Origin of the sequence: Gordonibacter pamelaeae 7-10-1-b (assembly GCF_000210055.1) — a bacterium.
GTDB classification, from domain to species: domain Bacteria; phylum Actinomycetota; class Coriobacteriia; order Coriobacteriales; family Eggerthellaceae; genus Gordonibacter; species Gordonibacter pamelaeae.
Map to the genome: position 1 here is coordinate 297,074 of NC_021021.1, position 5,720 is coordinate 302,793.

At 66.9% G+C, this 5,720-nt stretch carries 5 protein-coding genes; 3 read left to right on the forward strand and 2 right to left on the reverse strand.

What is annotated here, in order from left to right; translation table 11 throughout:
- A partial coding sequence (locus GPA_RS01305; RefSeq protein ID WP_041239912.1) for a DegV family protein occupies positions 1 to 389 on the reverse strand: 389 nt, incomplete at its 3' end.
- 164 nt (positions 390 to 553) lie between these two features.
- On the opposite strand from GPA_RS01305, the gene GPA_RS01310 reads away from it, so the two are divergent.
- Both GPA_RS01310 and GPA_RS01315 read left to right on the forward strand, forming a co-directional pair.
- Positions 554 to 1,129 (forward strand): DUF1836 domain-containing protein, encoded by a 576-nt coding sequence (locus tag GPA_RS01310; protein ID WP_015538721.1) that lies wholly within the window; start codon positions 554 to 556, stop codon positions 1,127 to 1,129.
- A 117-nt stretch (positions 1,130 to 1,246) separates the two neighbouring features.
- Entirely contained in the window at positions 1,247 to 3,292 is a 2,046-nt protein-coding gene (locus GPA_RS01315; protein ID WP_041238746.1) for a Na+/H+ antiporter, read from the forward strand.
- A gap of 246 nt (positions 3,293 to 3,538) precedes the next feature.
- On the opposite strand, the gene argS is transcribed toward GPA_RS01315, so the two are convergent.
- Positions 3,539 to 5,266, reverse strand: coding sequence for an arginine--tRNA ligase (argS, locus tag GPA_RS01320; protein WP_041239914.1), 1,728 nt, complete (start codon positions 5,264 to 5,266; stop codon positions 3,539 to 3,541).
- A 224-nt stretch (positions 5,267 to 5,490) separates the two neighbouring features.
- Between argS and GPA_RS01325 the strand changes: the two genes are divergently transcribed.
- Positions 5,491 to 5,720: GCN5 family acetyltransferase (locus GPA_RS01325; RefSeq protein WP_041239915.1), on the forward strand; the 230-nt coding region annotated here is incomplete at its 3' end.

Genomic DNA, 5,720 nt, shown 5'->3' on the forward strand with positions numbered 1-5,720 from the left:
AGCGCCACGAGCCCGGCGCCCATGCCGATGCTGCGCGTGTCCACGATGGCGCACTCCAGCCCGGCCACCCCCGACGCCACCGAGCGCATGAGGTCGTAGGTGGCCGAGAGCCCGCTCGAAATGGTGACGACGACGGCCTGCTCGTAACCGTCGGCCACCACGCGCTCCAGCACCTCGCGCGCCACGGCCGGCGTGGGCGTGGACGTGGTGGGCACTTCCTCGGCAAAGCGGTCGTACACCTGCTGGGGCGTGATGGTGACCTTGTCCAGGAACGTCTCGTCCCGGTAGTTCACCTGCAGCGGCACCACGTACATGCCGAAGCGCTCGATATCCTCGGGGGGAACGTCCGTGCACGAGTCGACGACGAGCGCGATGCGTGAGGATTCCATGGGGGCCTGCTTTCGATCGGGTGCTTCTCTATCTTGTATTAAAAACTAGATTACGTGCTTAACGTCACCATGTCAACAAGTTGTAATAATTGACGCAGAAACCCTTTCTTGCTATGCTCCCCCGATACGGCACGCAAAAGCGCACGAACCGGAAGGCACGGCCCATGAAAGACGTCAGCGCAACGCCCTACGCCCAGCGGCTTCTCGAGCTGCACTTGCCCCGCTACGGGGAGATCCCCCGCATCGACCTGTACATGGACCAGCTCGTGGGCTTCCTCGAGGATACGCTTGCGCCCCTCTACCAGCCCGACGAGAAGATCATCACGCGCTCGATGGTGAACAACTACGTGAAGCAGGGCGTGCTGGCGGCCGCCACCGGCAAGAAGTACACGCGCGCCCACGTGGCCTACCTCGTGGTCATCTGCACCCTGAAGCAGAAGTTCTCGCTCTCGGAGATCAACCTGCTCATACGCCGCCAGATAGCAACGTTCGACACGGGCGTGGCCTACGACTACTACTGCGATGCGTTCGAGGCGGCCGTCCGCGCGCTGTTCGGAGCTCGCCCCGCCAGCCCCCAGGGCCTCGCGAGCGGCGACGCCCCCGGCGACTTCGAGCGCGACCTGGTGCTGGCCTCCACGGCGGCCGTGGCCTACACGCTGCACATCAAGGCCAGCGTCGCGCTCATACAGGAGGAGTCCGCGGCGGGGATCGGCTCCCAAGGCGTTGCGGGGCCCGCGTAACCACATGAAAAACCCTCGCCTTTGACGGGCGCCCCCGCTCGGCGGTCGGTTACAATGAAGGGGCCGGCCCCTCGGCCCGGCATCCCGGAAAGCAACGCAACGTAAGGAGGGCGATCGGTGGAGGCACTCGTGCTCGCACTGCTCATGCTCGCGGCCGTCCTGCTCTCCTCGGTGATCGACCAGCTTGTCCCCAAGGTTTCCTCCCCCCTCATCCAGATCGGATTGGGCCTGCTCATCGCCCTGTTCGCTCCCTCGCAGATCAACATCACGCTCGACCCCGACCTGTTCCTCGTGCTGTTCATCGCGCCGCTTCTGTTCGACGAGGCCAAGAACGTGGACAAGGGCGCGCTGTGGAAGAACCGCCGGCCCGTGCTGTCGCTGGCCATCGGCCTGGTGGTGGTCACCGCCCTCATCATCGGGTTCGCCGTCGAATGGCTCGAGCCCTCCATCGGCCTGTTCGCCGCCTTCGCGCTGGGCGCCGCGCTCGGGCCCACCGACGCCGTGGCCGTGGCATCGCTGTCGAAGGAGACGGACATCGCGCCGCGCGACAAGAGCATCCTGGAGGGCGAGTCGCTCATCAACGACGCCTCGGGCATCGTGGCGTTCCAGTTCGCGCTCGCCGCCGCCACCACGGGCACGTTCTCGCTGCTGAACGCCTCGCTCGACTTCGTCGTGAGCTTCTTCGGCGGCATCGCCATCGGCCTGGCGCTCGGGTACCTGGGCAACTTCCTCGTCCGGCGCGTGCGCTCGTGGGGGCTCGAGAACACCACGTTCCACGTGCTGTTCGAGGTTTTCACGCCGTTCATCGTGTACCTCGTGGCCAACCAGCTGGGCACGAGCGGCATCATCGCCGTGGTGGCGGCGGGCCTGGTGAACGTCATATCGCCGCGCACCATCGGGCCGTCCATCTCGCGCATGAACATCGTGTCGTCCAGCGTGTGGCGCGTGCTGTCGTTCGCGCTCAACGGCATCGTGTTCGTGTTCCTGGGCACGCAGCTCCCGAAGGCCATGCAGGGCACCTGGGACGACGTGAGCATCGACAACGGCGTGCTCATCGGCTACATCCTGCTGCTCACGCTCATCTACGTGGCGGTGCGCTTCGTGTGGCTGCTCGCCATGGAGCGCTACCATTCGCACCGCTCGCCGAAGGGGCAGCGGCCGGGATGGCGCGCCGACGTGCGCTCGTCGCTGGTCATGGCGCTGGGCGGGCCGAAGGGCACCATCACGCTGGCCGTGGTGCTGACCATACCGGTGACGTACCTCGACCCGCTGCGCGGCGTGGTGGCCTTCCCCCAGCGCGAGCTCATCATATTCCTGGCCTGCGGCGTCATCGTGGTCACGCTGCTGTTGGCCACGTTCGTGGTGCCGCTGCTGGCGCCGAGGAAGCCCCCGACCGACGAGGATCTGCGCTGCGACGAGACCCAGGTGAGCCTGGAGATACTGCGCGCCGTGATAGAGGAGCTGGCCGCGCGCCAGACGCCCGAGAACCGCGCGGCCACGCAGACGGTCATCCACTCGTACAACCAGCGCATCGCGCGCATCAAGAACAGCAACGACATTCTGGACGAGCCGAACACCGCCCTGCGGCTGCGCGCGCTCGATTGGGAGCAGGACTACGTGCTGAAGCTCATCGAGGCCGAGGAGGTCTACCCCCTCGTGGGCTACCAGTACCTAAGCCGCCTCGCGCACATAGAGAACCTGCTGAAGCACCATGCGGGTCGTTGGTCGCTGCAGAACGCCTACCTGCGGCTGCGCGCGCTGGCCCGCACCGGATGGCACCGGCTGCTCAACGGCCTGCCCGGCGTGAGCCCCACCGAGCGCACGCAGGCCATCCGCGAGCTGCAGATCAAGGGCTCCGAGCACGTCGTCGGGAAGCTGCAGGCCATGCTGACCTCGCCGGAGTGCAACGAGCCTGCCGAGGACGTGAGCGCGCTGGTCATGGAGTACCAGCGCACCATCTCGGTGCTGCGCAACGCGAACCCCTCCATCACCGCGCTCGCCCGCACCGGCGCGCTGGCGATGGACGTGGAGCGTTTGGGGCTGCGCTTGGAGCTGGAGCAGATCCAGACCCGCTACGAGGAGGGCGACCTCTGCCGCGCCTCCGCGAAGCGCCTCCGCGAGAACGTGTACCTGATGCAGGTGGACCTCGAGGACAACGTGTGACGGACGGCGAAGAGGCAACGCCGGCTGGTGAAGGGAAAACTGGCCTCCTCCTTCATCAGCCGGCCGAGGACGCATGCGCCGGAAGAGCCCTCCGGCGCATGCGGAAGTCCCCGAGGTCGACCGTGTGCGCCGGGGCGGCCTCCCCTGCAAGCACGCGCTCGGCCGGCTGATATGAAGAAAGCCCCTCCCGCGCACCAAAAAAGGGCCGCCCCGCGGGGCAGCCCTTCGAATCGCCGGTAGTCGTGTCTACATCTTCGCCGGAGCGGTGACGCCCAGGAGGTCGAGCGTCTTCGCCAGCACGATGCGGGTGGCGTCCACGAGCGCGAGGCGCGCGTTCGTAACGGCCTCCTCCTCGCCGATGACGTGGCAGTTCGTGTAGAACGAGTGGAACAGCGACGCGAGGTCCTGCGCGTAGTGCGTCAGGCGGAACGCGGCGCGGTCGCGGGCGGCCTGGGCCACGAGCGGTCCGAAGTCGTCCATCTTGCGCATGAGCGCGAGCTCGGACTCGTGCGTGAGCGGCGACAGGTCCACGTCGGCCGGGATCACCTTCGCGGCCAGCTCGTCCATGCTCATCTCGCCGGCCTCGGCGGCCGCGGCGTCGGCGGGGTCGGCCGCCTTGCGCAGGATGGAGCAGATGCGGGCGTGCGCGTACTGCACGTAGTACACCGGGTTCGATGCGTCCTTCTTCTTCGCCACCTCGATGTCGAAGTCGATGGGCTGGTCGGAGGACTTCGCCAGCATGAGGTAGCGGGTCGCGTCCACGCCCACCTCGTCGATGAGCTCCTCGAACGTGATCATCTCGCCGGTGCGCTTGGACATGCGCACGGCCTCGCCGTCGCGGAACAGGTTCACCAGCTGGCCGAGCATGATCTCCAGCGCGCCGGGCCAGCCCCACGCGGCCAGCATGGCCTCGCAGCGGGCGATGTAGCCGTGGTGGTCGGCACCCCAGATGTTGATGAGGTGGTCGAAGCCGCGTTCCATCTTGTTGTAGTGGTACGCCACATCGCTCATGAAGTACGTCATCTCGCCGTTGGCCTTGATGAGCACGCGGTCCTTCTCGTCGTCGAACGCGCTCGACTTGAACCAGGTGGCGCCATCCTTGACGTAGATGTAGCCCTTGGCGTCCATGGCCTCGAGGCTGCGGTCGACCGCGCTCTTGCCGGTCTCGTCGGGCACGTACAGGCTGCGCTCGCTGAACCAGCACTCGAACGTGGTGCCGAAGCGCTCGGTCACGCGATGCTGCTCGGCCAGCTCGTAGGCGTAGGCGCGCTCGCGGAAGTTCTCCATGCGCTCCTTCGGGTCGGCGTCGAGCCATTTGTCGCCGTCCTCGTCGATGATGGCCTGCGCGATGTCCTTCACGTAGGAGCCGGCGTAGCACGCCTCCGGCATCTCCACGTCGCGGCCGAGCAGCTGCTGGTAGCGCACCGCCACCGACTCGCCGAAGTTGTCCATCTGCGTGCCCGCGTCGTTGATGTAGAACTCCTCGAACACGTCGTAGCCGGCGTGGCGCATGACGCGCGCCGTGGCATCGCCGAGCGCAGCCCAGCGGCCGTGGCCCACGTGCAACGGGCCGGTCGGGTTAGCGGAGATGTACTCGAGGTTGATCTTGCGCTCGCCCTCGGGGATGGTGCCGCGGCCGAAGTCGCCCTTCTCGGCGCGCGCCTGGGCGGCCACGCCCTGCAGGGCCGACGGTGCCAGGCGGATGTTGATGAAGCCGGGGCCGGCGATGTCCACGCTCTGCACGAGGTCGTTCTCGGGCAGGTGGTCGACGATGATCTGGGCGATCTCGCGCGGGTTCTTCTTGGCGAGCTTGGCCGAGCGCATGGCGACGGTGGACGCCCAGTCGCCGTTGGCCTCGTCGCGCGGGCGCTCGAGCGCCGCCTCGGGAGCCTGCTCGAGCTCGAGCGATCCGTCCTTGCACGCAGCCGCGACGGCCGCGTCGATCAGCTGTTCAAGTTGTTCGCGAATTTGCATGGTGCGCATCTTTCCTGTTCGATATCCAAACGGTTGCATATCAATCGATTCTACCACCTTTTGCCCGCACGGAGGACCTGCGCGGCGCCTCCCGGACCAGGCGTGGCTCCTTATGCAGAAAAAGCACACATGACCTCGTAAAAAGCAGGTTCGGTTAAGCGCGCCCCGTCCGCCGTGCGCCCTGTGGTATCGTGGACGCCTGCACCTTACGGAAAGGAAACGCCATGGAATACCGGTTCGAGCAGGGAAACTTCGCGGACGCGCGCATCGTGCGCACGCGCGTGTTCATGGAGGAGCAGGGCTTTGCGAACGAGTTCGACAGCCTCGACGAGCACCCGGCCACCCTCCACGTGACCCTCTACGACGCCGAGGGCGCGCTCGCGGGCTGCGCTCGCACGTTCCCCGACCCCGAGCACCCCGACGAGCCCGGCCGTTGGGTGTTCGGCCGCCTGGC

Excerpts from the sequence above, each read along its gene's own strand:
- GPA_RS01310 (WP_015538721.1), top strand. The coding sequence starts at position 554 with ATGAAAGACGTCAGCGCAACGCCCTACGCCCAGCGGCTTCTCGAGCTG.
- argS (WP_041239914.1), bottom strand. The coding sequence starts at position 5,266 with ATGCAAATTCGCGAACAACTTGAACAGCTGATCGACGCGGCCGTCGCG.